The sequence below is a fragment of the Paenarthrobacter sp. NPDC089675 genome (assembly GCF_044749185.1).
GTDB lineage: Bacteria > Actinomycetota > Actinomycetes > Actinomycetales > Micrococcaceae > Arthrobacter.
In genome coordinates this window covers 1-25,766 of the sequence record NZ_JBIVHM010000005.1, presented here as the reverse complement: position 1 = coordinate 25,766, position 25,766 = coordinate 1, and the positions used below count along the sequence as shown (strand labels likewise).

23 protein-coding genes and 1 pseudogene are annotated in these 25,766 nt (G+C 64.0%); 20 read left to right on the top strand and 4 right to left on the bottom strand.

The features are described 5' to 3' along the window. Positions 1-101: 101 nt before the first annotated feature. From gcvP to ACIPY2_RS11970, 15 genes are all read left to right on the top strand, one after another. Positions 102-2,963 (top strand): aminomethyl-transferring glycine dehydrogenase, encoded by a 2,862-nt coding sequence (gene gcvP / locus ACIPY2_RS12040; RefSeq protein ID WP_400266619.1) that lies wholly within the window; start codon positions 102-104, stop codon positions 2,961-2,963. A 10-nt stretch (positions 2,964-2,973) separates the two neighbouring features. After that, positions 2,974-4,095 (top strand): glycine cleavage system aminomethyltransferase GcvT, encoded by a 1,122-nt coding sequence (gene gcvT, locus ACIPY2_RS12035; RefSeq protein WP_400266618.1) that lies wholly within the window; start codon positions 2,974-2,976, stop codon positions 4,093-4,095. A 21-nt stretch (positions 4,096-4,116) separates the two neighbouring features. Further along, entirely contained in the window at positions 4,117-4,500 is a 384-nt protein-coding gene (gcvH, locus tag ACIPY2_RS12030; RefSeq protein WP_400266617.1) for a glycine cleavage system protein GcvH, read from the top strand. After that, entirely contained in the window at positions 4,497-5,816 is a 1,320-nt protein-coding gene (glyA, locus tag ACIPY2_RS12025) for a serine hydroxymethyltransferase (RefSeq protein WP_400266616.1), read from the top strand. The genes gcvH and glyA overlap by 4 nt, the downstream gene beginning before the upstream one ends. 258 nt (positions 5,817-6,074) lie before the next feature. Beyond that, a complete protein-coding gene (locus ACIPY2_RS12020; protein WP_400266615.1) occupies positions 6,075-7,475 on the top strand; it encodes an L-serine ammonia-lyase in 1,401 nt (466 codons plus the stop codon). Positions 7,476-7,620: 145 nt separating this feature from the next. Beyond that, positions 7,621-8,628: a lipoyl synthase gene (gene lipA, locus ACIPY2_RS12015; protein ID WP_400266614.1), complete on the top strand. Its 1,008-nt coding sequence runs from the start codon at positions 7,621-7,623 to the stop codon at positions 8,626-8,628. A gap of 560 nt (positions 8,629-9,188) precedes the next feature. Beyond that, positions 9,189-9,644 (top strand): hypothetical protein, encoded by a 456-nt coding sequence (locus ACIPY2_RS12010; RefSeq protein WP_400266613.1) that lies wholly within the window; start codon positions 9,189-9,191, stop codon positions 9,642-9,644. A gap of 95 nt (positions 9,645-9,739) precedes the next feature. Beyond that, complete coding sequence (locus ACIPY2_RS12005) at positions 9,740-10,573, top strand: hypothetical protein (RefSeq protein ID WP_400266612.1); 834 nt, start codon at positions 9,740-9,742, stop codon at positions 10,571-10,573. A 1-nt stretch (position 10,574) separates the two neighbouring features. Further along, complete coding sequence (locus tag ACIPY2_RS12000) at positions 10,575-11,090, top strand: hypothetical protein (protein ID WP_400266611.1); 516 nt, start codon at positions 10,575-10,577, stop codon at positions 11,088-11,090. Between the two features lie 29 nt (positions 11,091-11,119). After that, positions 11,120-12,334: a hypothetical protein gene (locus ACIPY2_RS11995; protein WP_400266610.1), complete on the top strand. Its 1,215-nt coding sequence runs from the start codon at positions 11,120-11,122 to the stop codon at positions 12,332-12,334. 254 nt (positions 12,335-12,588) lie between these two features. Continuing rightward, positions 12,589-13,611 carry an FUSC family protein gene (locus ACIPY2_RS11990; RefSeq protein WP_400266936.1) on the top strand — a complete coding sequence of 341 codons (1,023 nt, stop codon included), beginning with the start codon at positions 12,589-12,591 and terminating at the stop codon, positions 13,609-13,611. Between the two features lie 158 nt (positions 13,612-13,769). Next, positions 13,770-14,279, top strand: coding sequence for a MarR family winged helix-turn-helix transcriptional regulator (locus tag ACIPY2_RS11985; RefSeq protein ID WP_400266609.1), 510 nt, complete (start codon positions 13,770-13,772; stop codon positions 14,277-14,279). Between the two features lie 207 nt (positions 14,280-14,486). After that, the gene (locus ACIPY2_RS11980; RefSeq protein ID WP_400266608.1) at positions 14,487-14,780 is read left to right on the top strand and encodes a hypothetical protein; all 294 of its coding nucleotides are present in this window, start codon (positions 14,487-14,489) and stop codon (positions 14,778-14,780) included. Further along, positions 14,777-15,679, top strand: a complete 903-nt coding sequence (locus ACIPY2_RS11975) for a serine/threonine-protein kinase (RefSeq protein WP_400266607.1) — start codon at positions 14,777-14,779, stop codon at positions 15,677-15,679. Before ACIPY2_RS11980 ends, ACIPY2_RS11975 begins: the two co-directional genes overlap by 4 nt. Before the next feature lie 68 nt (positions 15,680-15,747). After that, entirely contained in the window at positions 15,748-16,008 is a 261-nt protein-coding gene (locus tag ACIPY2_RS11970) for a GlsB/YeaQ/YmgE family stress response membrane protein (RefSeq protein ID WP_400266606.1), read from the top strand. A gap of 143 nt (positions 16,009-16,151) precedes the next feature. On the opposite strand, the gene ACIPY2_RS11965 is transcribed toward ACIPY2_RS11970, so the two are convergent. Then, positions 16,152-16,613: a hypothetical protein gene (locus ACIPY2_RS11965; protein WP_400266605.1), complete on the bottom strand. Its 462-nt coding sequence runs from the start codon at positions 16,611-16,613 to the stop codon at positions 16,152-16,154. Further along, positions 16,610-19,085: pseudogene (locus ACIPY2_RS11960) on the bottom strand (molybdopterin oxidoreductase family protein). The gene ACIPY2_RS11965 and the pseudogene ACIPY2_RS11960 overlap by 4 nt, the downstream one beginning before the upstream one ends. A 266-nt stretch (positions 19,086-19,351) precedes the next feature. On the opposite strand from ACIPY2_RS11960, the gene ACIPY2_RS11955 reads away from it, so the two are divergent. The 3 genes from ACIPY2_RS11955 (at position 19,352) to ACIPY2_RS11945 (ending at position 21,562) form a co-directional block, all read left to right on the top strand. Continuing rightward, positions 19,352-19,957 (top strand): TasA family protein, encoded by a 606-nt coding sequence (locus ACIPY2_RS11955; RefSeq protein WP_400266604.1) that lies wholly within the window; start codon positions 19,352-19,354, stop codon positions 19,955-19,957. Positions 19,958-20,256: 299 nt separating this feature from the next. Continuing rightward, the gene (locus tag ACIPY2_RS11950) at positions 20,257-21,132 is read left to right on the top strand and encodes a signal peptidase I (RefSeq protein ID WP_400266603.1); all 876 of its coding nucleotides are present in this window, start codon (positions 20,257-20,259) and stop codon (positions 21,130-21,132) included. Next, positions 21,125-21,562, top strand: a complete 438-nt coding sequence (locus ACIPY2_RS11945; protein WP_400266602.1) for an Hpt domain-containing protein — start codon at positions 21,125-21,127, stop codon at positions 21,560-21,562. The genes ACIPY2_RS11950 and ACIPY2_RS11945 overlap by 8 nt, the downstream gene beginning before the upstream one ends. A 67-nt stretch (positions 21,563-21,629) precedes the next feature. On the opposite strand, the gene ACIPY2_RS11940 is transcribed toward ACIPY2_RS11945, so the two are convergent. Beyond that, a complete protein-coding gene (locus tag ACIPY2_RS11940) occupies positions 21,630-22,892 on the bottom strand; it encodes an MFS transporter (RefSeq protein WP_400266601.1) in 1,263 nt (420 codons plus the stop codon). A gap of 157 nt (positions 22,893-23,049) precedes the next feature. Between ACIPY2_RS11940 and ACIPY2_RS11935 the strand changes: the two genes are divergently transcribed. After that, positions 23,050-23,790 carry an IclR family transcriptional regulator gene (locus tag ACIPY2_RS11935; protein WP_400266600.1) on the top strand — a complete coding sequence of 247 codons (741 nt, stop codon included), beginning with the start codon at positions 23,050-23,052 and terminating at the stop codon, positions 23,788-23,790. Between the two features lie 121 nt (positions 23,791-23,911). Next, positions 23,912-25,099, top strand: coding sequence for a 4-hydroxybenzoate 3-monooxygenase (locus tag ACIPY2_RS11930; RefSeq protein WP_400266599.1), 1,188 nt, complete (start codon positions 23,912-23,914; stop codon positions 25,097-25,099). A gap of 166 nt (positions 25,100-25,265) precedes the next feature. Here the strand turns inward: ACIPY2_RS11930 and ACIPY2_RS11925 are convergent. After that, positions 25,266-25,766, bottom strand: a 501-nt coding sequence (locus tag ACIPY2_RS11925; protein ID WP_400266598.1) for an HNH endonuclease signature motif containing protein, incomplete at its 5' end; no start/stop codon positions are given.

Sequence of the window (25,766 nt, the reverse complement as noted above, 5' to 3'; positions counted from 1 at the left end):
TGGGCAACCAAGTCCACGGAATCTCTCAGGTCCAATACAGAGCGGGGAGGAACCCATATTCACTATGGCGCTCAATGGGCGCCTGAATCCTGGAGTTCCTCTTGACTGTTCAATCCTCCCCAACCGCTTTCGCGGACCGGCATATCGGCGCCCGTCGCCAGGCCGATGTTGAGACCATGCTCAAGGCCATCGGCTACGACTCCGTCGACGGCCTGGTGGACGTGGCTGTCCCCGATTCCATCCGCCAGTCCTCGCCCCTCGCCCTGCAGAAGGCGTTGAGCGAGACCCAGGTCCTGGCCGAGCTCCGTAAGCTCGCGGCGAAGAACAAAACCGCCGTGCAAATGATCGGCCAAGGCTACTACGACACCATCACCCCGCCGGTCATCCGCCGCAACATCCTTGAATCCCCGGCCTGGTACACCGCTTACACGCCGTACCAGCCGGAGATTTCCCAGGGCCGCCTTGAAACGCTCCTGAACTTCCAGACCATGGTGCAGGACCTCACCGGCCTGCCCATCGCCAACGCTTCCTTGCTGGATGAAGCGACCGCCGTGGCCGAGGCCGTGCTGCTGATGCGCCGGGCGAACAAAGCCGTGAAGGACGGCAAGACCGTCCTGGACGCCGACCTCCTGCCGCAGACCATCGCGATCGTGAAGGGCCGCGCCGAGGCGCTCGGCTTCGAGGTTCTTGTCGCGGACCTCTCCGCCGGACTGCCCGACGGCGACATCAACGGCGTCGTCCTCCAGCAGCCCGGCGTTTCCGGCCGGGTTTTCAACCACTCCGCCGTGATCGCCGACGCCAAGGACCGCGGTGCGCTTGTCACCGTTGCCGCCGATTTGCTGGCACTGACCCTCATCACGCCCCCGGGCGAACAGGGTGCGGACATCGCCGTCGGAACCGCGCAGCGTTTCGGTGTCCCGCTGTTCTTCGGCGGCCCGCACGCCGCGTACATGGCGGTACGGAACGGTATGGAACGCACGCTTCCGGGCCGCATTGTGGGTGTCTCCAAGGACAACGCCGGCGTGCCTGCCTACCGCCTCGCCCTGCAGACCCGCGAGCAGCACATCCGCCGCGAAAAGGCCACGTCCAACATCTGCACGGCACAGGCACTGCTGGCCATCGTTGCCTCGATGTACGCCGTCTACCACGGCCCGGACGGCCTCAAGGCGATCGCCGAAACTGTCCACGGCCACGCCCGTGTGCTGGCTACCGCCCTGCAGAAGGCAGGCCGCGAACTCGTCGCAGACTCCTTCTTCGACACCCTCACTGTCCGCGTCCCCGGCAAGGCTGACAAGGTGATCGGTGCTGCCGAAGCACGCGGCATCAACCTCCGCTACATCGACGCCGACACTGTGGGTGTTTCCGTTGATGAAACCACGACGCCGGAGGTCCTCTCTGCTGTGGCCGTCGCCTTCGGCGCTGGTCCGGTAGGGGACGCCGCCGGGTTCGAGCTGGCATCCGACGTAGTCCGCACCTCTGACTTCCTGCAGCACCCGGTGTTCAACACGCACCGTTCCGAGACGCAGTTGTTGCGCTATATCCGCAAGCTGTCCGACCGGGACCTCGCGCTGGACCGCACCATGATCCCGCTGGGTTCGTGCACCATGAAGCTGAACGCCACGGCCGAGATGGAAGCCATCTCCTGGCCTGAGTTCGCCTCGATCCACCCGTTCGCGCCGGATTCCCAGACTGAAGGTTGGCGTGAGCTGATCTCCGGTTTGGAAGCCGACCTCACCGAGATCACGGGCTACGACCAGGTCTCCATCCAGCCGAACGCCGGTTCCCAGGGTGAGCTTGCCGGTCTCCTCGCGATCCGCGGCTACCACCTGTCCCGGGGCGATGACCAGCGCAACGTTTGCCTGATCCCGGCTTCTGCCCACGGCACCAACGCCGCCTCGGCAGTGCTGGCGGGAATGAAGGTGGTTGTGGTGGCTACGGCATCCGATGGCACCATCGACCACGCTGACCTGAAGGCCAAGATCGAAGCGAACCGCGATGTGCTTTCGGCCATCATGATCACGTACCCGTCCACGCACGGTGTCTACGATGCCGACGTCGTCGAGGTCTGCGACGCCGTGCACGAAGCCGGTGGGCAGGTGTATGTGGATGGAGCGAACCTTAACGCACTGGTTGGCCTTGCGCAGCCTGGCAAGTTCGGCGGCGATGTCTCCCACCTGAACCTGCACAAGACCTTCTGCATCCCGCACGGCGGCGGCGGACCGGGTGTCGGTCCCGTTGCTGCGAAAGCACACCTGGCTCCGTTCATGCCGGGTGACGCCAACAACGCATCTTCGGAGGGTGGCGTGGCCATCTCCGCATCCCGTTTCGGTTCCGCTGGCGTACTGCCGATTTCATGGGCCTACGTGAAGCTCATGGGCGGCGAAGGGCTGACCGAGGCGACCAAGTCGGCGCTGCTGGCTGCGAACTACGTTGCTTCCCGCCTGGATGAGCACTTCCCGGTCCTCTACACAGGCGAAGGCGGACTCGTGGCGCACGAGTGCATCCTGGACCTTCGTGAGCTGACCGCGCGTACCGGTGTCACGGCCGAGGATGTTGCGAAGCGCCTGATCGACTTCGGCTTCCACGCGCCCACCCTGGCGTTCCCGGTTGCGGGCACTTTGATGGTTGAGCCCACCGAATCCGAGGACCTGGCCGAGATCGACCGCTTCATCGAAGCCATGATCACCATCCGGGCAGAGATCGAGCAGGTAGCTGCCGGTGACTTCTCCGTGGAGGACTCCCCGCTCCGCAACGCGCCTCACACGGCAGCCGCCGTCGTAAGTTCCGCCTGGGAGCGCGACTACCCGCGTGAGCAGGCAGCATTCCCGGTGGCGAGCCTCAAGCAGGACAAGTACTTCCCGCCGGTCGGCCGGATTGACGGTGCTGCAGGCGACCGTAACCTGGTCTGCTCCTGCCCGCCCCTCGAAGCGTTCGAGGAAAACACAGCAGAGTTTGAGAACTAAAGGACCCGTGATGTCTGAGAACTACACCGCTCTCTATGAGCAGCACAAAAAGGCCGGCGCGTCCTTCACGGACTTCGGCGGCTGGCAGATGCCCCTCAAGTACGACTCCGAGTTGGCTGAGCACCACGCGGTGCGCCAGGCGGCCGGCTTGTTCGACCTCTCCCACATGGGCGAAGTCTGGGTGACCGGCCCGGAAGCAGCCGCCTTCCTGGATTACGCCCTGGTGGGCAAGCTGTCCGCGATCGCCGACGGCAAAGCCAAGTACTCGCTGATCTGCAACGCCGACGGCGGCATCATCGACGACCTCATCACGTACCGTCGGGGTGCGGAGAAGTTCCTCGTGGTGCCGAATGCGGGCAACGCTGCAGTTGTTGCAGCGGAGCTGCAGAAGCGTGCCGCCGGGTTCGATGTTGTTGTCGAGGACGCCTCCGCTGAGACCTCCCTGATCGCTGTCCAGGGCCCGAACGCAGAAGCCATCCTGCTGGAGCTCGTGCCGGCGGAGCAGCATTCCCTGATCACGGAGCTGAAGTACTACGCGGCTGTTGAGGTGACCATCAGCGGACAGGACCTGCTGCTGGCCCGCACCGGCTACACGGGCGAAGACGGGTTCGAGATCTACGTCCCGAACACGGACGCTCCCTCGCTGTGGGAGGCACTGCTCGAAGCCGGCGAAGGCCACGGGCTTATCCCGGCGGGCCTGGCTGCCCGCGACTCCCTCCGCCTCGAAGCAGGCATGCCGCTCTACGGCAACGAACTCTCCCGGCACGTCAACGCCTACGCAGCCGGGCTCGGCCCCGTGGTGGCGCTGTCCAAGGAGGGCGACTTCGTGGGCAAGGAAGCGCTGGCCGCGATCAAAGCCGCCGGTGTTGGCTCCACGATCGGGCAGAAGCTGGTAGGCCTCAAGGGCACCGGACGCCGTGCGGCCCGCGGTCATTACTCGGTTTTGAAGGACGGTTCGCTGATCGGCGAGGTGACCTCGGGCCAGCCGAGCCCCACGCTCGGTTACCCGGTCGCCCTGGCGTATGTCGACGTCGAACATTCCGCCGTCGGCACTGTGGTGGACGTCGACCTCCGAGGCAAGGCCGAACCGTTCGAAGTCGTTGCGCTGCCGTTCTACAAGCGTTCCAAGTAGTCACGAGAGAAGGATTTTGACATGAGCAAAGTAGTTGCCGAGCTGAAGTACTCGGCTGAGCATGAATGGGTTGCTGGCGATGGTGGCGGGCCGGTAGGCATCGGCATCTCCGCCGTCGCCGCGGATGCCCTGGGCGACATCGTCTACGTGGACCTGCCCGAGGTCGGCTCCACGGTGACCGCGGGGGAGACCTGCGGCGAGGTGGAGTCCACCAAGTCCGTCTCCGACCTGTACTCGCCCGTCACCGGTGAAGTGACCGAGATCAACGACGCCGTCGTCGGAGATCCGGCCCTCATCAACAACGACCCCTACGGTGCCGGCTGGCTCTTCAAGGTCGCCGCCACTGAGGAAGGCCCGCTCATGACGGCCGAGGAATACGCAGCAGCCAACGGAGGCGAACTGTGAACCCGGTATCCGTGACTGAATTCGAGCAGGTCGTGTCGGCGTCGCTGGACGCCCAGCTTTCGGAGCTGGACCCCGAGATCGCGGCAAAGATCGACGACGAACTGGGTCGCCAGCGCGGTGGCCTGGAAATGATCGCCTCGGAGAACCACACCGCCGTTGCAGTGATGCAGGCGCAGGGTTCGGTGCTGACCAACAAGTACGCCGAAGGCTACCCGGGCAAGCGCTACTACGGTGGCTGCGAGCACGTGGATGTGATCGAGCAGCTCGCGATCGACCGCATCAAGTCGCTGTTCGGCGCCGAGTACGCCAACGTGCAGCCGCACTCCGGTGCCCAAGCCAACGCTTCGGTGATGCACGCGCTCATCAAGCCGGGCGACACCATCATGGGCCTCAACCTGGCACACGGCGGACACCTCACGCACGGGATGCGGATCAACTTCTCCGGCAAGCTCTACAACGTGGTCCCTTACGGCGTTCGCGAGGACACCCACACGGTGGACATGGCTGAGGTGGAACGCCTGGCCCAGGAACACAAGCCTGCATTGATCGTGGCCGGCTGGTCCGCATACGCGCGGCAGCTGGACTTCGCCGAGTTCCGCCGGATCGCCGACTCCGTGGGCGCCTACCTGATGGTGGACATGGCCCACTTCGCGGGTCTGGTAGCTGCTGGCCTGCACCTCTCACCGGTCCCGCACGCCCACGTGACCACCTCCACCACGCACAAGACCCTCGCAGGTCCGCGTGGCGGCATCATCCTCTCCAACGACGCCGACATCGCCAAGAAGATCAACTCGGCGGTCTTCCCGGGCCAGCAGGGTGGGCCGTTGGAGCACGTGATTGCGGGCAAGGCCGTGGCATTCAAGATCGCCGCGTCCGAAGAATTCCGTGAGCGCCAGTCCCGTGTCCTGGCAGGTTCACGCATCCTCGCCGAGCGCCTGGTCCAGCCCGACGTCGCCGCGGCAGGTATCTCGGTGGTCAGCGGCGGAACCGATGTGCACCTGGTCCTCGTGGACCTGCGCAACTGCGAGCTCGACGGCCAGCAGGCCGAGGACCGCCTCGCCTCGATCGACATCACCGTCAACCGCAACGCAGTGCCCTTCGACCCGCGCCCGCCGATGGTCACCTCGGGGCTGCGCATCGGCACGCCCGCTCTTGCGACGCGCGGTTTCGGTGAAGCTGCCTTCCGCGAGGTTGCGGACATCATCGCCGAAGCATTGATTGCCGACGCCGACACGGACCTCAGCGGGTTGCGTCACCGTGTGGAGGCCCTGGCTGAAGCGCACCCGCTCTACCCGGGAGTCGCGAACCTGGGCTAAGGCTCGCGCGCCGGTGCCAAAACGGGGGTTCGCTGCGGAGACGGCCGAGCGCACGGCATGTTCCGCAGCAAACCCCCGAAACGGGCAATTTGAAATCTCCCGGGTGGGGCATTTGCTGGGAACGGATGCTCCACATCAACACCGGGTTCGGAGGTTTGGTACTGGACCTCCACGGGGGCTGGGCCGCCTTGGCTCAGGATTGGCCCAGCCCCCACCTTCTTGTTTGTTCTTGACTCCTCCCTGAAAGGGATCACGGCCATGGCTGTTGGTGTTTTCGATCTGTTTTCCGTGGGCATCGGCCCGTCGAGTTCGCATACGGTTGGTCCGATGCGGGCTGGGGCGGTGTTTGCGCGGGAGCTGCGTGAATCCGGCGTGCTGTCTGCTGTGGCCGGGTTGCGGGTTGACCTCTACGGGTCCTTGGCCGCAACCGGCAAAGGCCATGGCACTTTCACGGCCACTTTGCTGGGCCTTGAGGGGTTTGAGCTCGAGCTGATCCTCCCCGATGAGGTTGAGGAGCGGCTTGCCTCCATCGAGGAAACGGGGAAGCTCAACCTCGCCGGCGAGGTGCTCCTGGAGTACGGCGTTGCGGATATGGTGTTGCATCCGTTGACGGTGTTGCCGCGGCATACGAATGGGATGAAGTTTGCTGTGTCCGATGCTGAGGGGACGGTGTTGCGGGAGGCGACGTTTTTCTCGGTGGGTGGTGGGTTCATTGTCCGTGAGGGTGAGGAGAACGCGGCCCGGGCGGAGTTGGAGGAGTCCAAGGCGGAGTTGCCGTTGCCGTTCAGGACGGCGGCGGAGTTGTTGGGCCGGTGCTCCTCGAAGGGCCTGGGCATCAGCGACATCATGTTGATCAATGAGCGGGCGTCCCGGTCGGAGGAGGAGATCCGGGAGGGGCTCTTGCATATTTGGTCGGTGATGGAGGCCTGTGTTGAGACGTCGCTGAAGCGTGAGGGTGTGTTGCCGGGCGGGTTGCGGGTGAAGCGGCGTGCACCGGATTGGTTGGAGCGGTTGTTGAAGGAGGACAAGGACCGGAATGATCCGAAGTATTGGCAGGAGTGGGTGAACCTGATCGCCCTGGCCGTGAATGAGGAGAACGCTTCCGGTGGCCGGGTGGTGACGGCTCCGACCAATGGTGCGGCGGGGATCATTCCGGCGGTGTTGTATTACGCGTTGAATTACGCTCCGGGGATGGATCAGGCCACCGAGGCCGATAAGGACGATGTGGTGGTGCGGTTCTTGCTTGCTGCCGGGGCGGTGGGGGTTTTGTATAAGGAGCAGGCCTCGATTTCCGGTGCCGAGGTGGGCTGCCAGGGTGAGGTGGGTTCGGCGTCGTCGATGGCTGCTGCGGGGTTGGCTGAGGTGATGGGTGGTTCGCCGGCGCAGGTGGAGAACGCTGCGGAGATCGCGATGGAACATAATCTGGGGTTGACGTGTGATCCTATCGGGGGGTTGGTGCAGATTCCGTGTATTGAGCGGAACGCGATTGCTGCTGCGAAGGCGATCAACGCGGCGAAGATGGCGTTGTGGGGTGATGGGACGCACCGGGTTTCGTTGGATGAGGTGATCGTGACCATGCGTGAGACGGGCAAGGACATGTCCCATAAGTACAAGGAAACCGCGATGGGCGGCCTGGCCGTCAACGTCGTCGAATGCTGAACCCATCCTGTTGTGAGGCCCGCTCTGCGCCCCAAAACGCTCGCGAAGCGCGCTGAGCGGGCCCCGCAACGCAGGGAAGCCAGCCGCACATGCAGGAAACCTGCGTGGAGGCCAACAATGTACAGACCAAACATGAAGGAAAACCATGACCCTGGCACCTGAAGGCCGTAAGTTGCTGCGCGTTGAGGCCCGCAACGCACAAACCCCGGTTGAACGTAAGCCCGAGTGGATCAAGGCCAAGGTCCAGATGGGGCCGGAGTTCGTCGGGTTGAAGAACCTGGTGAAGAAGGAAGGCCTGCACACCGTGTGCGAGGAGGCCGGGTGCCCGAACATTTTCGAGTGCTGGGAAGACAAGGAAGCGACGTTCCTGATCGGCGGGTCCGAGTGCACCCGGCGTTGTGATTTCTGCCAGATCGATACCGGCAAGCCCTCCCCGCTGGACCGGTTCGAACCCACCAAGGTGGCCCGGTCCGTGCAGGCCATGCAGCTGCGCTACGCCACGGTCACCGGCGTGGCCCGCGACGACCTCGAAGACGAAGGCGTGTGGCTGTACGCCGAAACGGTGCGCAAAATCCATGAACTGAACCCCGGCACCGGGGTGGAGCTGCTGATCCCTGACTTCTCCGGCAAACCCGAACACATCGCCGCGATCTGCGAATCCAAACCCGAAGTGTTCGCCCACAACGTCGAGACCGTACCGAGGATCTTCAAGCGGATCCGGCCCGCGTTCCGGTACGAACGGTCCCTGGATGTCATCACCCAAGGCCGGGACCTGGGCATGGTGACCAAGTCCAACCTGATCCTGGGCATGGGCGAGACCCGCGAGGAAATCTCCGAAGCCCTCCGCGACCTGCACGCCGCCGGGTGTGACCTGATCACGATCACCCAGTACCTGCGCCCCTCCGAACGGCACCTGCCCGTGGACCGCTGGGTCAAGCCCCAGGAATTCGTGGACCTCCAGCACGAAGCCGAAGAGATCGGCTTCCTCGGCGTCATGTCCGGGCCGCTGGTCCGCTCCTCCTACCGTGCCGGCCGGCTCTGGGCCACCGCGATGCGCAAAAAGGGCTGGGACATCCCCGAAGCGCTGGCCCACATCGAATCCTCCGGAACCACCCGCCAGGAAGCCTCCACCATCCTCGCCGCCCACAACTAGACCACAGCCACAACACCACTCCAGATCGAAGCCCGACGGCAGTCCGGTCGCCTCTCAAGGTGACCGGACCGCCGTCGTGCTTGAACGGCATGTGCGGAAACACTCGAACACCAGCGCAGTTTTAGCTCAAGACGCGCACAATCTTGGCGCAATGCCTTCGTGGCTGGAAGACCTCCACCTTCAGGGAACCCCTCAACAACGGGCAAAACCGAGTACACAGGATGCTGCTCTTTTGCCAGGCTTGGGAGCACGGCAAAGACACCCCGGGATCCCAGCCACGGCAAGGAACCAGAGTGGTTCAAGCGCTCGCTAAATGCCGGCGTCGCTAGCAAACAACCAGGGAAAACCAAGTAGTCCGCTTCCCGGAAACTGAGTACTTGCCTCCTGGATGAGGGTATTTCCGACCTATCGTTCGGGACGAAAAAAGGCGTACTCCCAAGAGTGGCGGGAGTGTTGGAGCGCCAACAAACATGGGGTCATCGCTTCATCCGACAACAACGATCGGATGCTGGGGGTTGCGAAGCGGCTCCCTGGAACGTAGATCAACCCAAGGAGTCATCATGCGCAAGCTTTCCAAGAAGAGCCGTATCACCGCTGCCGTCGCTGGTGTGGCACTCGTGGCCGTCGGTGGCGGCGCCGCATACGCCTACTGGACCACCACCGGTTCGGGCAACGGCACGGCCACCAACTCAAACGGCGGCGGAACGGTTACCCTGCACGCCAGCTACGCCGACGGGCTGGCCCCCGGCAACCAGGTCAACGTCGCCTACTCGGCGGACAACTCCACCAGCTCCAGCACGGTGGTGGGTGCCCTCACCGCAACCGTCACTACCGACGTGACCGGCTGCCTCCCGGCCTGGTTCGAGGTTACGGCCAACACCACCAACGCGGTGGTTGCTGCCAACTCCACCAACACCGCCGTGGGCACCGGCATCCTCAAGTTCAACGACAGCGCCACCGAAAACCAGGACCTCTGCAAGGGTGCCAAGGTAACGGTCAACGTCACCAGCAAGTAGCCGGTGCCGGCCGGGGACCGCATTTGACGGCGGTCCCCGGCTGGCTTTTTGGCCTTTCCCAACGCTTCCCACCCGTTAGTCCGAAAAGAGCTTCCATGGACCCCAGGCAAGAGCGCCGCACACCGTTCCTCCGAGTCGGAAGGCCGCTGCGCGCAGTGATACTCGCGGTGCTGGTGGCACTGGTGCCCGCGGCAGCGATCGCCGCGGGAAGCGGGCAGGGAAATACCACCAAGGTCACCAAGGGGATAACGGTGACGTTGTCGCCGTCGAGCCGCAGCACCGACCAAGGTCTCTCAGTGACCTACACCGCCGCCGCGACCTCAACGGGAGGGTTCACCGGCCCGGTCACCTTCACCGCAGCGGGGCTCCCGGCAGGCGCCTCGGCTACGTGGTCGGCGTCGTCCGTGAACCTGGCTTCCGGTGGAACAGCGCAGGTGACCTTGACGGTTTCCACGTCGCCCACCACGCCGGCCGGCAAGACGGACTTCACCGTGACCGGGACCAGCGGAAGCATCCAGTCCAGCGCCCCGGCGCAGTTGCAGGTGCAGGAGGTGAAGCGCACCTTCGGGGTCACCGGTTCCATCGCTGCCTTGGCTCCCGGGATCAGCAGGGCCATGGACCTTCAGATGTCCAACAGCACGGGCAAAAGCATCGCCGTAAGCGACTTGACTGTGGCCATCAGTCAGGTGGTCCGCACTCCGGCGGCCGTAGCTGCGGGCCTGCCCTGCAGCACGGCAGACTATGCCATCACCCAGTTCAGTGGCACGTATCCACTCACCATTCCGAACGGCAGCAGCTCGTTGTCCGGCCTGGGCGTGGCCCAAAGCAAATGGCCGCAAGTGAAGATGCTGGACACCCTTCTTCTCCAGGACGGTTGCAAAGGCGCCACCCTCCAACTCACGTTCTCCGGGACGGGACAGGCGAATTGACATGAACATCTTCCGCTCATCCCGTACCCGCACCCTCAGCCAGCCCGGCAGGCTCGCCCGCACCGCAGCCGCCACTGCCGCCCTTTGCATTCTTGGCGGCGTCGGCTCGGCCTACGCCTACTGGACCGCCACCGGACTCGGCAGCGGCTCGGCCGTCAACGGCACCATGCAGACCGTCACGGTGGACGCACTCGTCCCGGGCGATACCCTGCAGACCAGCCTCGTGCCGGGCGGAACCGCGGACGTCATCCTGCGGGCAACCAACCCCAATGCCCATCCGGTCACGGTTTACGGAATCCGCGGCAACGGTACAGCCACCGCTGACGGAGCCCACTCCGGCTGCACCACCACGGGCGTCACGTTCACACCGCCCACGCTCACGCAGACCCTCACCATCCAGGCCAACAGTTCCGTACTGCTGACCCTGCAGGGCGCGGCGAGCATGGGCACCTCATCCGTTTCTGCCTGCCAAGGCGCGCAATTCACCATCCCCGTCACGCTGGAGGTACGGAAGTGAACCGGCATCGTCAGTCCCAGGGCGTCAGCATGGGACGCTGGAACCGTTTGGTCGTGCTGGTGCTGGGCGTCCTGCTCGTCTCATGGGGCGGTCCGGCCGCCAGCGCGTTCTGGAGCTCGGTCAGCAGCAACGGTGCTGCTGCCAAGGCCGACGCGCTGGCTCAGGGCAACAAGCCGTCCGTCGCAGTCGGCCAAGCCGGGAACGTGGCCGTCACATGGGCGGCAAGTACGACGGCGGCAGGAAAGCCTGTGTCCGGCTACACCATTGCTCGCTACTCCAGCGCAACCGGCGGAACGAGCACGGCTGGATCCGGCACCTGCGCCGTTGTAGTCACTGCCCTGACCTGCACGGACGTTGCGACCACGGGCTCCTGGTACTACGTGGTGACCCCAACCGTTTCCCTGTGGCAGGGAGCTGAGAGCCTGCGCAGCGCCGTCGCTACGGTGGACGCCACTGCTCCTGTTGCGCCCACGGTCACAGCGCCCGCCTACGTCGTTCCCGCCAACGTCAGCAACGTCCCGGTCAGTGGAACAGCAGAAGCGAACTCGACTGTTGTGCTGACTGTGACCGATGTGGGCGCAGCCCACACCGTGACGCAGACGAGGACAGCCAATTCATCTGGGGCCTGGTCGGCCACAACGTTGAACCTGAGTACGTTCAACGCCGGAATTATTACGTACTCCGCACGGGCCACTGACGCGGCGGGCAACACAGGTCCTGCGGGAACAACCACTTCGGTCAAGGACACCACCGCGCCAACTGTCACAGGTGTACAACTCGTCAACGGCGGAGCCACGCCCGGCAAGGTGGAACAGGGCGACAAGGTAGTCGTAACGTTCTCGGAGGCTTTGGACGCTAGCAAGATCTGCAGCACCTGGACCGACGACACAGTAAAGCAGCGACTCGGAGGCGACAACCAGGTCACGGTGAGCATCAGCAATTCCGACAACCTGACGGTGTCGTCCACCGGTTGCACGCTAAGGTTTGGAACGGTCGCGTTGGGTGGAAACTACGCGTCGGGGAGCATGAGTTTCAAGGGAACAAGTGCCAACGCCTCGGTACTTGAATGGGACCCTGCCGCGAAGACAATAACCATAACCTTGGGCACCCAATCCGGAAACAGCAACTCGACTCCGCAAAGCGCAGCGTCGGCAAAGTTCACCCCTTCCTCCGGGCACAGCGACATTGCCGGCAACGCCTTGGCTACGAGTCAGGTTACTGACCCCACGGCCTCCCGCTTCTAAGCCCGGGGTTGTGTGCAGATGGACACCTTGGCAGCCCTTCCCAAGGATTCTCTGTACACAACCCCGGAAGCCCGGGTTAGGGGCCGGCTCCTTCGTCACTTCAGCGTGATTAGGCGCACTATCCGGCCATGGACCCGAAGCAGCTCCGCAACCCGGGCGTAATATTCGAAGCGGACGCCAGTGCCGTCGTCGTACGTTTGATCCTGCGACGAAAGGCGAGCCGCCCCTTGAAGGCTGTAACGGAATTGTTCACTATGGGTCCCGGAAACAAGGACCATCACCCCGCCCTCCGTTGCGCCGTAGGTGTTTTCGTCCCGCTCATCACGTTGACCTTGATCGGGCGGCTCGACCTGGCGGTGTTTGCCTCCTTCGGGGCGTTCACGGGGATTTACGGCCGCAACGAGCCCCACAGTGTCCGGTTTCGCAGCCAAGTCCGTGCCGGTGGCTTCATGCTTTTGATCATCCTTTGTGCGTCGTTGACGGCCCGGCTGGCACCCGCGCTGGGCATCGAGGGCATCTCCTATTCCTGGCTGCTGACGGCAGCAACCACCCTGGTGGCCGGACTCGCGTCTGTGGTGGTCGCCGCGTGGCGCCTGCGTCCGGGAGGCTCGCTCTTCCACATCTTTGCCTTTGCGGCCATTGCTTCCATCACGGCCCAGCCCCCTCTGTGGGAGGCGATGTTCGTTGCCGTACTGACCACGGTCCTGTGCCTGCTCATAGGCATGTCGGCACGCGTGGCCAAAAGCCACAGGACGCCTTGGAAGCGTCCGCCGCGTATCCGGCACACCCAACCGGAACGCAGGGCCATCTGGCTCGAAGGCGCCGGGTACCTTGTTGCCGCAGGACTGGCCGGGACGATTGCCACCCTCGTGGGCCAGCGGCTCGGCTTCGGGCATACCTACTGGGCGATGGTGGCCGCGGTGGTGCCGCTGGTGGGCCATTCCACGCGGCACCGGGTGAGCCGCGGTGTCCAGAGAATCGCGGGGACGGTCATCGGTCTGGTGCTGCTGGCCGGAATCTTGTGGCTCAACCCGGCGCCGTGGGCCATGGTCCTGGTGATCGCTGCCTGCCAATTCGGGGCCGAACTCTTCATTGCGCGCCAGTATCTTGTGGCCCAGGTCTTCGTGACGCCGTTGGCGCTTTTTGCCACTCTGCTGGCGGCCCCGGTTGATCCCAACCTGCTGCTCCGCGACCGGATCGTCGAGACGGTGATCGGTGCCGCCGTCGGCGTCGCGGTTGTGGCTGCCCCGGCGGTGTGGCGGCGCGTCCGCGCCTAGGTCTGTTTCGCCAAGCACTTGCCGCTCATCGCCCGGACGCACGACGGCGGTGGGCTCGCTCTGCCGACCCGTCATCTCGACTCGCGGTTCATAAGTAACCTTCGCTATCATTAGAGTACTTAGATAGACAAGCTACTCGTCTAACGAAGGATATTCTCATGACTATGCAAGCCGTCAAGGAGGGCTATTGGTACGGGCAGGAATCCCCTGCGGTCGAGGTTCTGAACGCGCTCCGCGACTATCGCTCGGCGGAGGCGGCCATGCGTCGGCGAACCCGGACGTCCATGGGCATGGGCGAAACCGACCTCCTGGCACTGCGCTACCTGTTGGAGTGTGAGCGCGAGGGTAGGGGCGTGGGCCCCAAAGAGCTGGCCTCCCGCCTTGGGATCACATCTGCCTCCATGACCAGTTTGGTGGACCGGATGGTGAAGTCCGGCCACGTTACCCGCGAGCCGCATCCGACGGATCGTCGCGCTTTGCTTCTACGGCCAACTCCCGGCATCGATCGGGAAGTCCGCCAGACCCTCGGGGGCATGCATCACCAGATGTTGGAGGTTGCCGCCTCGCTGAGTCGCGGGGAGTCGATGGTGGTGGTCGATTTCCTGCGCAGGATCAGGGATGTCGTGGATGGGATTGAGTCGAATGACGCCCGGACTGGACATAATTGATAAGTACACATATAACTAGATAGCCAAACTACTTACCGACTTCCGGGAGAGAGCATGACTATCGCAGTGAGGGAGCCATCTCCCGCCGGTGATCCAATCCCTGGAACCGAACCCGTCCACCACGGGGAAGTTTGCCGGGATATGCAGGTGCCAGCGCAGGTATCAGTCCTCCCGGTTTTGGCCGGACCGACACACTGCGGAGCCAGCATGGCTATCTCCTCGGGTGCCACGGGCGGGTCGATGCAGTGGACTTCAGTGGAACCGGTCTGGCCGGAGTGGGCCTGTGGCTGCGGTTTCCGGATGGACATCGATGCCCTGGACCCGGTCAGCAGTGTCTGGATAGCCGCCGAGCGTTGGCAGAGTCTCCAGCACGAGCTCGCCATAGCGCAGAACACTCTCCAGCTCGCGTTCACCAAGGCTGTAGAGTCGGGCGTCGAGCGGGAGACACTCGCCCGGGCTGTCGGAGTTGTTCCGGCCGACATCGAAAACCTGCTCAAGTGACCTCCCTCATTACTCCCGCCGAAGCGGCCGAACCGGGGACACCGGCGTCGAACCTGAATCACGAAGCGATGGGTTCGGAAGCCATTCGTCCCCCTGCAGGCGACGGCCTGCTGCTCGGCGGCCGGTACCGGCTTGGACCCTGGTTGGGAGGTGGATCCGAGGCCCACGTTCACGAGGCTTTGGATGAGCGGACAGGCCGATTGGTGGCCGCCAAGGTGTTCCGTGAAACGGACCGGCTCAAGGGCGAGGCGTTCCGGCGGGAGCTGGAGATCCACAAGCGCCTTCGCAACAAGAACATCGTGCGTGTGCGCGACTCGGGCAAGCTGCTGGACGGAGAGCAGGTCCGCGACTATGTGGTGATGGACCTGGTCGGCGGCCAGGATCTGCGCTCCGTACTCCGCGAGGCCCCGGCAGGTCCGGCCCTGACCGTTGCTTGGATGACGGACATCGCGAAGGCTTTGGCGCACCTGCACCGCCGCGGGATCGTGCACAACGATGTGAAGCCCGGGAACATCCTGGTAGCGCGGGCATCCGATTCTGCCGGACATGCGATGCTGACTGATTTCGGGGTAGCGATCAGTCCCGCGCATGCCGCACGCAGCTCGTCCTCCGGGACACCCCACTACATGAGTCCCGAAGCTGTGCGCGGAGAAGCGCCCACTGCTGCGAGCGACATTTATGCCCTGGGATTGGTTGCCCTTGAGTGCCTCACCGGCACCAAGGCCTTCCCAGGGCCACCGCTGGAGTCCATGGTTGCAAGGACTCTGAGCGAACCCCGGGTTCCCGGCACGGTTCGGCGGCGCTGGTCCATGGTGTTGCACGCCATGACAGACCCCGACCCTGCCGGCAGGCCGTCTGCCAAGCAAGTGGCCGGCATGTTCCGGCGCTTGCGCTGGTAGGCACTATCCACGGTCCGTAGCGGGAGAAAACATCACCGCAGGACCACAGCACTAGAGAAAGAGGAAAAATGGGAATCTTTGGCTGGATTATTTTGGGACTTATTGCCGGCGCCATCGCCAAGGCGATCAAGCCGGGCAGGCAGGGCGGCGGGATCCTTGCCACCCTCCTGCTGGGTGTGGTCGGCGCCATCCTCGGCGGCTGGATCGGCAGCGCCCTCTTCAATGTGGGCATCAACGAGTTCTGGTCGCTTTCCACCTGGCTGCTGGCCATCGGTGGTGCGCTGATCGTCCTCATCATCTGGGGCCTGTTGACGCGCCGGAAGGCATAGTCTCCTAAAGCCTGAATGGCCCCGCTGCTTCCGCAACCCGGTAGCAGCGGGGCCATTGGCGTGTTTATGGTGGTTGGCCTTCACGCCCCCCTCTGTAATCCAAGAGCGGCACCTGCTTTCACCAGCCGCGCGGAGACCCAGCGCTAGCCAGCCACGAGCAGCGCCTGCGGTGCGGCCTGCTTCATGCGCGTCTTGAGCCAGCTGATCTGCTGCTGTGTCTCCTGTTGGCACTTTTCGACGGCGGCAAGCAGTTCGCGGTCGCGCAGTGCTGAACCGGCCTGTTCCACTACGGTCCACGTGACATCCACCAAACTGGCCAGGACGTAAAGATCCTGGAGGTCCCGCAGCAACCCGACGGGTCCGCTCCGGGTTTCGTGCAAGCCGTCTGCATGGAGACGCTCGGGTTCATTGTCGGAGGAATCTTCGCCGTAGCGTTCAGCCAGTGGACGCAGGAGTTCCTCGTGCTCATCGCATTGCTTCGCCAGGGTCCGGCAGAGGAAATGCACATCGGGCTCGGCGCCGTGTCCCTCTGACACCTGTCGGAAGGACTCGGCCAGCGTCTGCTCCCCCTTATGCAGCAGGCCCAGATAGATATTGAGGTTCATCGGTCCTGACCTTCCTGTCCGGTCTGCCCGGTGGGGGTGCCCTGCCCAGTGGGGGTGGCCTGCCCTCCCGGTCTGGCCTGCCCCGCGGGGCGGGAAGCCGTGGTGGTGGGTGCGGGAGCCATGCCGGCGCCGTCGCGTATTTTCTCCACCTTCACTGCCGCATTCTTGAAGACAGGCTGCTTGGATATGGGGTCCCACTCGGTCAAGGTCAGCTCGTTCGCCGCCGACCGGAAGTTGCCTTCTTCGGGCTTGTTTCCGTCGGCCTGGGGATCGTCCCAATAGCCGTAGTGGAACGGGGCAAAGACGGTGCCGGGGCGGATTTCGCTGACTCGTGCGGGGGCTTCCACCACACCGCGGCGCGACGTGACCCGAACGACGTCGCCCTCTTTGATCCCCAGGTGAGCGGCGTCATCCACTGAAATTTCCACCCACATGCGGGGCGCCGCCGCGTTGAGGGCCCGCGAGCGGCCCGTCTTGGTCCGCGTATGGAAGTGGTACGCGGTGCGGCCGGTCGAATACAGCAATGGGTATTCGTTGTCCGGTTCTTCATGGGGCGGGTGGAATTTGGTGGTCTTGAGCCAGGCCCTGCCCTTCGGCTGCTTGGCCTTGTAACTCTCCGGTTCAACCTCGGCGCCCGTGAGCATGTCATGGCCGAAGTTTTCGCAATAATCGGCCTCTGAGGGGAAGTGGCCGTCCGAGTAGAGGCGCTGCGTACCGCCCGGACGTTCCTCCGTGCACGGCCAAGGGATGCCGCTGCCCCCGCGAAGCTTGTCGTAGCTGAGGCCCGTGTAAATCACAGGGGCGACCGCGGGAGCAGTCCTTCCAGGCTTCGAAGACCTCCTCCGGATCGGACCAGCTGAGCAACGGTTGTCCGGCCAGGTTGGTAAAGCCCATCCGCCGTGAGTAGTCCAGGAAGATGTCAAGATCGCTGCGGGCCTCGCCCGGCGGGTCCACCGCCTTATCCGAAAGGTGCACCACCCTGGAGGCATTGGTGAAGGTGCCGGTTTTCTCGCCCCAGGCCGCGGCGGGAAGTACGACGTCGGCCACCTCGGCTGTTTCTGTCAGGTACAGGTCCTGGACAACCAGGAAGAGTTCCGGCTCGGCCAGGATCTTGCGGATCCTTGGCAGCTCGGGGAGGGAAACCGCGGGATTGGTGGCTGAGACCCACAGGAAATTGATGGAACCCTGTTCCGCGTAGCGGAAGATCTGCATCGTATGTGTTGGAGGCGCCCAGTGCGGGATGACCGCCGGATCCACGTTCCATAGGGCCGCGAGTTCGTTGATGTGTTCCGGGTTGTGCCAGTTGCGGAAGCCCGGAAGGTCGCCGTCGGCTCCGCATTCCCTGTTGTTTTGCGCGGTAGGTTGGCCGTTCATTTGAAGCAGCCCGGCACCGGGCCGGCCGAGCATTCCGCGCAGCAGGTGCAGGTTGTTGACTTGGCAGGATGACGCGGTTGCCTGGTTCGACTGGTAAAAACCCTGCAGCACCGTGGACAGTACCCGCTCGGTTGTTCCGAAGATCCGGGCGGCTTTGCGGATATCGTGGGCGCTGACCCCGCAGACCGCGGCGGCTGCCTCGGGAGTCCATTCTTCCACCGCTGCCTTGAGCTCCTCGAACCCCAGCGTGTGGTCTTCCACGTAGCCGGGGTCATGCCAGCCGTTGTGTAGGACTTCCCGGATCAGGGAATGCATCAGTGCAAGGTTGGTGCCGGGACGCACCGCCAAGTGGACCTCTGCATGCCGGGCCACCTCGGTGTTGCGGGGGTCGACGCAAACCAGCCTGGGTGGGTTTGGGCCCGCAAGGCGGTCCAGGATGCGCGACCACAGGACAGTTTGGGTCTCGGGCATGTTGTGGCCGTAGAGGAAAATGGCATCGCAGCTGTCGATGTCCTCGTAGGCGCCCGGCTGGCCATCGGCGCCGAACGTCTCCTTCAGTGCCGAGGCCGCCGTCGCCGTGCAGAGACGGGTGTTGCCGTCCATGTGGGGCGTGCCGACTCCTGCCTTTCCGATCACGCCAAGTGCGTAGTACTCCTCCAGGAACAACTGCCCGCTGGTGTAGAAGCCGTGGCTCAGCGGGCCCTTGTCCGTCAGTAATTGCGTGCTCCGTTTCACGATCCGGTTCATTGCGGTGTCCCAGTCGGTTTCCACCAGCCGGCCGTTCTCGCGGATCAGCGGCTTGGTGAGGCGGTCCTTGTTGTTCACGCCTTGCCAGCTGGCAAACAAGCCCTTCGGTCCCAGCCGGCCTTTGTTGATGATGTCCACGGCCCGGCCGCGGATGCCCACCATGGCTCCGTCCTTGACGGCGATATCACAGCCGCAGCCATTGCTGCACAGGACGCAGGCCGACTGGACCCAGGTGTCCACGTCTTCTTCCTTGAGCCCTTCAAGCATCGCGTAGTCCACCCGCGCGGGCCACTGCTCGTCGCGCGTGTACGGTGTCCTTTCGCCCCAGATGTGTTTGATCCGGTCAGTCATGGAGCAACCCCTCTACCGTTTTTGGTTCACGGTTACAGGATTATCAGCATGCTTATCTTTCGTCCAGAGTCTGCCCTCGGAGTGTGCTCAAGGCTGGCGGGGAGGGGCGGAAAACTCTTGAGGATTTCCTGAGGAACTGTTGCGGTTTTGCAGGATGGGTTCTTGAGGCGGGGCCGCCAGAGTATTTCTTGTCAGCCAGAGAGGCTGGAAACAGGAAACGGCCGTCCGGGGAAACGGTGGCCACTTTGGAAGGGACACCGATTCAGATGGGTATCAGCCTCAAGACCACCTCCGGCAAGATCCTCGCCTCCGTCGCTCTGGTGGGCACCGCCGCTGCCGTGGCCGGGATGGGCACCTATGGTGCGTTCACCTCCTCCACCTCTGCCTCACAGGCCGTCACGGCAGGCACCGTCACCATCGCCCTGGGCACCGGGGCCTCGAACACCCTGAACGTCCCGGTAGCGGGCCTGCTGCCCGGTGACAAGGTCGAAAAGCTCGTCACTCTCTCCAACACCGGCAACTCGGATCTGAACAACGTCACCTTGACCACCTCCGCCGGGGCCACCGGTTCGCTGCTGACCACGGACACGGTGAACGGGCTGCAGTTGACGATTGAGAACTGCTCCGTGCCGTGGACCGGTGCCGCTGCCCCGTACACCTGCGCCGGGACCAAGACCACCGTGCTGGCCTCGGCTCCGGTGATCACCGCGAACACTGTCCTGAACAACCTGACGTCCCTGACCTCGGCCAAGACCGACAACCTGAAGGTCACCACCGCGTTCCCGACCACCGCGGACAACACCTTCCAAGGCGCCACCTCCACCATCGCGTTCTCCTTCACCGGAACCCAACGCACCCAAACCACCAAGTAAGACGCCCCGGTTACATCCTGCGGGTCAATCAGCCGCTGGATGACGCGTCCGGGCGGCGGACACCCCAGCCCCGGCGGGCATCACACCCCGGCGGGCACCGCAGGCCCCGGCGGCCATCACACCCCGGCGGCCCCGGCGGCCATCACACCCCGGCGGGCCTGGTCAGGCTTCCCCCCTTTCTGATCAGGCCCGTCGGCCATTCCTGAGCAAGACTTGAGGATTTCCAGCAGGAAAGACTGAGCCTGCCCATCCAAACTCTTAACCAGAGACCACCAGTCCACGGAAGGAACGCCAGGACCATGAGCGCACTGACCAGCATCAACACACCAGCCCTTCACGGCCGGCGTTCCGCCACCAAAAGCACCCGGGCCGCCGGAAACAGCCCGACCCAGCAGCCCCGTCGGGGCGCCGGGTCCGGCCAGGCCGCCCGGGTTTCCAAAGCCGCCGTTGTGAAGCAGTCCGCAGCGGCACCTAAGCCGGCAGAGGCCGGCGTCGTCGTTGTGAAGCAGTCCGCAGCGGCACCTAAGCCGGCAGAGGCCGGGACCGCCGAGGCCAAAGCCGTCCAAGGCGTTTTCCGGCGCATCGCCGGGATGTCTTTCAGGATGCTTGGCGCGGGCATGCTGGTGCTGGCAGCTATAGCTTTTGTCTTCCTGGCCGTTGGTCCACGCCTTCTTGGCTACCAGACCTCCACCATGCTGACCGGCTCCATGGCCCCGCTGATCAACCCGGGGGACGTTGTGGTGACGGTTCCGACGCCGGTGAAGGACATCAAAGTGGGCGACATCATCACGTACCACATACCCGTTGAGGACCAGCGGGTGGAGACCCACCGGATCACTGAGATCACCACGACGGCCGACGGCGGGACCGCAGTCCAGACCAAGGGCGACGCCAACAACGGCATCGACCCCTGGGTTGCCACGCTGCAGGGCCAGACTGTGGACAAACAAGTGGCCACCATTCCCTACGTGGGCAATGCGATCCGTGCACTGCGCGATCCCCTGGTGCTGAAGGTCCTGATGTACGGGGCTCCGACCATCCTGGTGCTCGGCATGCTCGCCTCGATCTGGTCCAAAGACCCTGCGAAGCGCTCTACGGTGACCAAGCCGGGCGCTCGGGTCGCAGCACCCCAGGCTGGCCCGGCCCCAGCACCCCAGGCGGCCGGCGGTGAGTGAGTTCGCAGACCGGGTGGTCCCGACCCCGGAAATTATCCTCCCCGGCACTGCATCGGCTGCGATCCCGGCCCTCGAAGGCAGCACCCTCAAAGCCCTCGCTGATGAACTTGGCGATTCCCGGCCGGTGCTGCGGCTCCTGTCCACCTACCTGTCCATGCTTCCGGGCCGGATCGGCAGGATCGCGAATGGCCTTTGCGAGAACGATGCCGATGCCAGCATGGAAGCTGTCCTCAGCCTGAAGATTTCCTCGGCGATGATCGGGGCACGCGAGACCGAGAACCAGTGCCGGGCCATGGAGCACATGATCCGCGAAGACCACATCGACTACGCCGTCAAGGCCCTTCCGGCGCTCAGGCAGTACACGGACCGCTGCGTCGCCGCCAGGCCCCAACTGTTGGGAAAGGCACGCGAAACCCTCGAGTGCCCCTAAAGCTACAGGCCCCGCGATCCTTTCTGGGATAAGGTTCGCGGGGCCTGTAAATACTCCGTGCCGGCGGTTACCGTTCTCCCGCCGGCACGGTTACTTTTTCCTCCCGGACCCGGCTCGGCACCAGCAGCAGCGCGGCAACAGCAAGGACTCCGGCCGAGGCGAAGACGTAGAAGCCTGCCGGGTAGACGATTTTGGCAGCCACCAACGTTCCGGTAACCGCCGGCCCAAGGATGGCACCCAGCCGGCCCACTCCGGCAGCGAAGCCGAGGGCGGTTCCCCGGAGATTGGCCGGGAACAATTGGCTGACCCACGCATAGACCAGGACCTGCGAGCTGAAAACGAAGACGCCGGTGACAAAGACAGCTGCATTCAGCAGCAGCTCACTCTGGATCTTCACGCTGAGGATAGCCAGGAGCACTGCCGAAAGACCGAACCACAGCAGCACGATCTTCTTGGTCCCGTGGCGGTCGGCGAGGATCCCGGCCAATACCAACCCCACCACGGCGCCGACGTTGAGGACCAGCAGCAACGTGAGGCCGGTGCTGACCGAGTAGCCGGCAGCCGCCATGATTTGCGGCAGCCAAGTGTTCAGCCCGTAGACCAGCAGCAGCCCCATGAACGACGCGATACCAATGCCCACGGCCACCAAGGGGTAGGGCTTCCGGAGCAGGTCGCGGAACCCGGTCTTGGGAGCAGCTTCTGCGGTACGTACGACGCCGGAAGCCGGCGTTGCTTCCTTGCTCACCTGGGGGCGGGCTGCTTCGGGGAGCGATTCGGGCAACTTCAGCCACAGGAACGGCAGGAGTGCGATGCCGGCGAGGCCGCCGATGATGAACATGAGCCGCCAGTTGGGGATGATCAGGATTGCCAGCGAGGACGTTAGGACAGCGCCTACGTGGTAGCCGGTCATGGTGCGCGTCGTGGACTTGCCCGCGGAACCGGCCGGGGCGTAGTCGTTCATGTAGGCCAGTGCTGCGGGAAGGCAGGCACCGAGTCCTAGGCCTGCAAGGAGGCGGAAGACAGCGAATACTGCCACGTTCGGCGCAAAAGCCACCGCAATGGTGAAGAGCGAGAAACCTGCCACGCAGGCAATGAGCAGCTTGCGCCGCCCGAACTTGTCCGAAAGCGGGGCAATGAAAAGTGCCCCGAGGCCAACGCCCACCAGGGAGATCGTTGCCGCGAACGTGGCTCCCACGGCGTCGAAGCCGAGTTCACCGGTCTTGATCAGGGTGGGTATGACGGTTCCCAGGACCACAAGGTCGAACCCGTCCAGGACCATGGCTAGCCAGCACAGCCAAACAGGCCACTGCGAGCGTTGAGAAGATGACATCGTTGGCATTGCGTCCTCGGTACTTCTTGGATGAAACCCGCCGCCGGAACGGCCGCACAGGTATGAGATTTGTATCACCGCGCCTTGTAACCGGGCACACGTTCTACCATTGAATGGAAGATTGTTGTCTGAGTGCTGAGCGGCGAAGGAGCTGACGATGGCCAACTCGACTTCCGGTGATTCGGTGGTGGACCGCGTTGTCCGCGTCATCGAAGCCTTTCCGGAGGGTGTGACATCCCTGCAGTTGACCGAACTCGCCGAGCGTTCGGGCCTACCCCTCTCCTCTACGCACCGACTGGTCCGCCAGTTGGCCGGACATGGATTGCTGGATACAGGGGCAGGCGGGACTGTTCGGCTCGGTTTGCGGCTTTGGGAGCTGGTGAACCGCAACTCTCCAACGTTGGCACTACGCCAGGCTGCCATGCCATTCATGGAGGACATCCAACAGGTCCTGCACCAAAACGTTAACCTTGCGGTGCTGGAGGGTTGGGAGGCGTTGTTCGTCGAAAGGTTGTCCCGCCGGGGTTCGGTGGCAAACCGTGCACGGGTTGCCGGACGCATGCCCGTTCACATCTCCTCGGCGGGCCTCGCCCTCATGTCCCATCAGCCCAAAGGGCTGCAGGCGGAGTACCTCAAGCAATTCCAAGACCCTACCGGCAAGGTGACGGCCGACGTCGTGCGTCACCTGCTGGCCGAGTCCGCGCAGCAGGGGTACGCACAACTGGCGGGCGTGGTTGATCCGGATACCTGGGGCATAGCTGTTCCGGTCATTGATAGGAAGCGCCGAACCGTGGCCGCATTGGGCGTGGTGGTACCCCTGGCGGAGATGCGGCTCCAAGCTTTGGTTCCCGCACTGCAGACTGCCGCGAGGGGGATCGGCCGCCAGTTGGCCGACTGAGGATTACCTCGCGATATTCCGTTCAACGGAATCGGTGTAACGCCAGTCACTTGCCTCCCGCCACACTGGATCCAGGCTCATCCCGGGCATGCTCCGGGACCGCAACGAAGCGAGGAACACCATGGCACGCACTCCAATCACCACCCAAGTCGCCATTATGGGCGCAGGCCCGGCCGGACTGATGTTGTCCCACCTGTTGGCCAGGCAGGGCATCGAATCGGTGGTGGTTGAGATCCGCAGTCGCAAGCAAATCAGCGAAACCGTCCGCGCCGGCATCCTCGAACACGGCACGGTCAACCTGCTCGTGGACGCCGGGGTGTCCGACCGGGTCCTTCGGGAGGGCGACCGGCACGACGGCATCGAACTGCGCTTCAACGGCGAAAGCCACCGGATCAACTTCAAGGAACTCGTCGGCGAGTCGGTGTGGCTGTACCCGCAGACCGACGTTTTCATGGACCTGGCCGCACGGAGGGAATCCGACGGCGGCCAAGTCCATTACAGCGTCTCTGACACCTCCGTGCACGACCTCGAAGGAAAACCCAAAGTCTGGTTCACCGACGCCGACGGGCAGGAGTTCGAGATCCAAGCCGACTTCCTCATAGGTGCCGACGGTTCCCGGAGCCACTGCCGCTTCCAGATTCCCGAAGCCAACAGGAAGTGGTTCTTTCACGAGTACCCGTTCGCTTGGTTCGGGATCCTCGCCGAGGCGCCGCGCAGTGCCGACGAACTGATCTACGCAAACTCCGAGCACGGCTTTGCCTTGATCTCGCAGCGGACCGAGACGGTTCAGCGCATGTACTTCCAGTGCGACCCCAAGGAGAACGTGGCTGAGTGGGATGACGAACGCATCTGGTCCGAGTTTCGCAAACGCGTCAACGGCAACGGGTTTGAGCTCAAGGAAGGCCCCGTCCTAGAAAAGATGGTGCTGCCGTTCCGGAGCTTCGTGCATACCCCGATGAGGCACGGCAACCTCTTCCTGGCGGGAGATGCCGCACACACTGTTCCGCCAACCGGCGCCAAGGGCCTGAACCTCGCGATCCACGACGTCAAAGTGCTTTTCGAAGGCCTGGACTCGTTCTACTCCACGGGATCCACGGCCCTCCTGGACTCGTACAGCGACCGTGCCCTTGACCGGGTCTGGAAGGCCCAGCACTTCTCCTACTGGATGACCTCAATGCTCCACACCGTCCCCGGTGCCGACGACTTTGACCGGGCACGCCAGCTCGGCGAGTTGCACTCGGTCGTCTCGTCCGAACATGCGAAGGCGTACCTCGCCGAGTCCTACACCGGATGGCCGACCTCGCATTAGCCTTACCCGGCCCGTGGCCTGAGCGTTCTGCGGTACTTCGCGGCTTGGCTCGTGTGCCTCGTTGGAAGCGTCCGATGGCGGTGATCCCGCTGTCGGGCGCTTTTTGCGTGGCTGGTGCGCACTGCTGTGTTGGTGGTGGAGCGGTCGGGTTTGGGTGTGCCCGCGTTTAGGTGCGCAGTTGTGGTGTGTGGTGGTTTCGTTGGGGTGTTTGGGTGGGGTCCAGGTGTGGTGGTGGGGTGTACCAGGGGATGCCGTTTTGGGTGGTGATTTTCCATTGTTCTTTGTGGATGAGGTGGTGGTGGTGGGAGCAGAGGAGGGTTGCGTTGTTGGTGCTGGTGGGTCCGCCGTGTGACCAGTAGGTGATGTGGTGGGCTTCGCACCAGGGTGCGGGGATGGTGCAGTTGGGGAAGGTGCAGCCTTGGTCGCGGGCGTTGAGTGCTTTGCGGATGTGGGGTGGGAAGATGCGGCTGGTTTGGCCGATGTCGAGGATTTGTCCGTTGGTGCCGAGCAGGACGGGCAGGATGTCGGCGTCGCAGGCGATTTTGCGGATGGTGGAGGGGTGGAGGGGGCCTGTGAAGGTCCCGGTTCCGGTTCCGGTGCCGGGTGGGGGTGTTTGTGGTTCCTGGCTGGTGGGTGTGGTGGTGAGTTGGTTGTAGAGGTCGCGGTG

What these genes read in the sequence shown, in the direction of transcription:
- gcvT (WP_400266618.1), top strand. Translation starts at nt 2,974, where the DNA reads ATGTCTGAGAACTACACCGCTCTCTATGAGCAGCACAAAAAGGCCGGC.
- gcvH (WP_400266617.1), top strand. Translation starts at nt 4,117, where the DNA reads ATGAGCAAAGTAGTTGCCGAGCTGAAGTACTCGGCTGAGCATGAATGG.
- ACIPY2_RS12020 (WP_400266615.1), top strand. Translation starts at nt 6,075, where the DNA reads ATGGCTGTTGGTGTTTTCGATCTGTTTTCCGTGGGCATCGGCCCGTCG.
- lipA (WP_400266614.1), top strand. Translation starts at nt 7,621, where the DNA reads ATGACCCTGGCACCTGAAGGCCGTAAGTTGCTGCGCGTTGAGGCCCGC.
- ACIPY2_RS12010 (WP_400266613.1), top strand. Translation starts at nt 9,189, where the DNA reads ATGCGCAAGCTTTCCAAGAAGAGCCGTATCACCGCTGCCGTCGCTGGT.
- ACIPY2_RS12005 (WP_400266612.1), top strand. Translation starts at nt 9,740, where the DNA reads ATGGACCCCAGGCAAGAGCGCCGCACACCGTTCCTCCGAGTCGGAAGG.
- ACIPY2_RS12000 (WP_400266611.1), top strand. Translation starts at nt 10,575, where the DNA reads ATGAACATCTTCCGCTCATCCCGTACCCGCACCCTCAGCCAGCCCGGC.
- ACIPY2_RS11995 (WP_400266610.1), top strand. Translation starts at nt 11,120, where the DNA reads ATGGGACGCTGGAACCGTTTGGTCGTGCTGGTGCTGGGCGTCCTGCTC.
- ACIPY2_RS11990 (WP_400266936.1), top strand. Translation starts at nt 12,589, where the DNA reads ATGGGTCCCGGAAACAAGGACCATCACCCCGCCCTCCGTTGCGCCGTA.
- ACIPY2_RS11985 (WP_400266609.1), top strand. Translation starts at nt 13,770, where the DNA reads ATGACTATGCAAGCCGTCAAGGAGGGCTATTGGTACGGGCAGGAATCC.
- ACIPY2_RS11980 (WP_400266608.1), top strand. Translation starts at nt 14,487, where the DNA reads ATGGCTATCTCCTCGGGTGCCACGGGCGGGTCGATGCAGTGGACTTCA.
- ACIPY2_RS11970 (WP_400266606.1), top strand. Translation starts at nt 15,748, where the DNA reads ATGGGAATCTTTGGCTGGATTATTTTGGGACTTATTGCCGGCGCCATC.
- ACIPY2_RS11965 (WP_400266605.1), bottom strand. Translation starts at nt 16,613, where the DNA reads ATGAACCTCAATATCTATCTGGGCCTGCTGCATAAGGGGGAGCAGACG.
- ACIPY2_RS11955 (WP_400266604.1), top strand. Translation starts at nt 19,352, where the DNA reads ATGGGTATCAGCCTCAAGACCACCTCCGGCAAGATCCTCGCCTCCGTC.
- ACIPY2_RS11950 (WP_400266603.1), top strand. Translation starts at nt 20,257, where the DNA reads ATGAGCGCACTGACCAGCATCAACACACCAGCCCTTCACGGCCGGCGT.
- ACIPY2_RS11940 (WP_400266601.1), bottom strand. Translation starts at nt 22,892, where the DNA reads ATGTCATCTTCTCAACGCTCGCAGTGGCCTGTTTGGCTGTGCTGGCTA.
- ACIPY2_RS11935 (WP_400266600.1), top strand. Translation starts at nt 23,050, where the DNA reads ATGGCCAACTCGACTTCCGGTGATTCGGTGGTGGACCGCGTTGTCCGC.
- ACIPY2_RS11930 (WP_400266599.1), top strand. Translation starts at nt 23,912, where the DNA reads ATGGCACGCACTCCAATCACCACCCAAGTCGCCATTATGGGCGCAGGC.